The sequence below is a fragment of the uncultured Maricaulis sp. genome (genome assembly GCF_963976135.1).
Classification (GTDB): Bacteria; Pseudomonadota; Alphaproteobacteria; order Caulobacterales; family Maricaulaceae; genus Maricaulis.
Genome location: NZ_CAXBKN010000181.1, coordinates 1 through 2285, shown reverse-complemented (window position 1 = coordinate 2285; position 2285 = coordinate 1). Strand labels below are relative to the sequence as shown.

Here is a 2285-nt window from a genome sequence, read left to right as displayed (position 1 = left end):
TTCTTCACCAGCATGACGAGGCCGGAAATGATGTTCAGGGCAGCAATCGCGATGACAATGGTCATGACCATACGCATCGCCGAACGCTCGAATTGCAGGGCATTGTAAAAGGCCGGGTCGAGCTGGGTGTAGTCATACACCATCGCATTGGGCCCGGAGAGCGCCATGATGGGCTCGACAAAGCTCGCCGCAAGGTCGGGGTCGTCGAGGCGGACATGGATCATGTCGACACCATTCTCGCGCCCGAAGAAGAGCTGCCCCTGCTGGAGGGGCATGAAGGCGATGGCATCATCAATCGTGGAAACCCCGGCGGCCAGAAGCGCGCCGACATAATAGGCCTTGCGCCGTGGCGTCACGCCGAAGGAGGTCGCGGCACCACGTGCTGTCAGAAAGGTGACGTAATCGCCGACATTGACGTTGAGACGGCGCGCCACGCCAGTGCCCAGCACAATGACATCGCCGCCATTGCGGCCCTGGCCAAACTCCTCGATGGAACCATGGGTCAGGCCGGTATGGCTGCCCGGCTCATCACCGCTACGGATCACATCCAGTTCGGCGAGATCCTCCGGGCTGATGGCAAGCACCTGCAGGACAGTTTCATATTCATCGGACAGCGCCATAGCCTGGCCCTGCACGACCGGGTCAGCGCTCTTGATGCCGGCAAGCGCCTCGATTTCGGCGACCAGCCGGTCGATCTCACCAGGTTCGATCGCACGTGAATCGACATAGACGTGTGGCTGGAAGCCCAGCAGCTGGCTGAACAGCTCATTGCGGAAGCCATTCATGATCGACATCACCGCGATCAGACCGGTGACGGCCAGGGCGATGCCGGCGAAGGAGATCATCGCGATCAGGGCGACGCCACCATTCTTGCGCTTGGTGCGCAGATACCGCGCCGCGATCTGGAACTCATACGGGCTGAACGGCATCGCGCCGCCCGGATCGATCGGCGGAGCCTCAGCCATTGGCGAAGTCTTTCGCCGCCAGACGTGCCACCGCATCCTCGATCGCCAGTTCATGGGTTTCGCCGCTGCGACGGATCTTGACCTCGACCTTGCCTTCTTTCAGACCGCGCGGACCGATCACCAGCTGGTAAGGCAGGCCGATCAGATCGGCAGTGGCGAATTTCGCGCCGGCGCGATTGTCGGTATCGTCATAGAGCGGGTCGAGCCCGGCCGCCACAAGGCTGGCATAGGCACCGTCGCAGGCGCTGTCGCAGGCCTCGTCGCCGGCCCGCATATTGATAATGCCGACATCAAACGGTGCCACGCTGTCGGGCCAGATACAGCCCTTCTCGTCGTGATGCGCTTCGATAATCGCGCCGAACAGGCGCGAAACGCCGACACCGTAGGAGCCCATGTGGACGGGACGGTCCTGACCATCAGGATGGGTCAGATTGGCTTTCATCGGCTCGGAATACTTGGTGCCGAAATTGAAGATATGGCCAACCTCGATGCCGCGGGCCGATAATTGCCGGTCCTTGGGCACAGCCGCGAAGGCGGCCGGATCGTGCATTTCCTCGGTCGCGGCATAGAGCGCGGTACGCTGATCGACCAATGGCTGCAGGTCGCCATCGAAATCAACGCCAGCGCCGGGAGCGCCCATCTCGACCAGATCGGCATGGCAGAAAACCTCGCTTTCGCCGGTTTCGGCCAGAACGATGAATTCATGCGAGAGATCGCCGCCAATCGGACCGGTATCGGCACGCATCGGCACGGCTTTCAGGCCAAGGCGTGTGAAGGTGTTGAGATAGGCAATGAACATGCGGTTATAGGATTTGCGCGCCGCCGCCTCGTCCGTATCGAAGGAATAGGTATCCTTCATCAGGAATTCGCGCCCGCGCATGACGCCGAAACGCGGCCGGATCTCGTCGCGGAATTTCCACTGGATATGATAGAGCAGTTTGGGCACGTCCTTGTAGGAGCGGCAATAACTGCGGAAAATATCCGTGATCATTTCCTCATTGGTCGGCCCGTAGAGCATGTCGCGCTTCTTGCGGTCGGTGATGCGCAGCATCTCCTGGCCGTAATCATCATAGCGTCCGCTTTCGCGCCACAGATCGGCCGATTGCAGGGTCGGCATCAGCATTTCCACCGCACCGGCGCGGTTCTGTTCCTCGCGCACGATCTGCTCGATCTTCTGCAGGACTTTCCAGCCCAGCGGCAACCAGGTGTAGATCCCGGCGCTCTGCTGGCGGATCATGCCGGCGCGCAGCATCAGCTGATGCGAGATAATCTCGGCATCCGCAGGGGTTTCTTTCAGGACGGGCAGGAAAAATCGGGACA

At 60.8% G+C, this 2285-nt stretch carries 2 protein-coding genes; both read right to left on the bottom strand.

Annotated features, from left to right (window positions below; all coding sequences use genetic code 11):
- A partial coding sequence (locus AAC023_RS14380) for an ABC transporter permease (RefSeq protein WP_339741984.1) occupies positions 1-965 on the bottom strand: 965 nt, incomplete at its 3' end.
- The coding region (gene proS / locus AAC023_RS14375; RefSeq protein ID WP_339741982.1) for a proline--tRNA ligase at positions 958-2285 on the bottom strand (1328 nt) is incomplete at its 5' end. The genes AAC023_RS14380 and proS, both read right to left, overlap by 8 nt.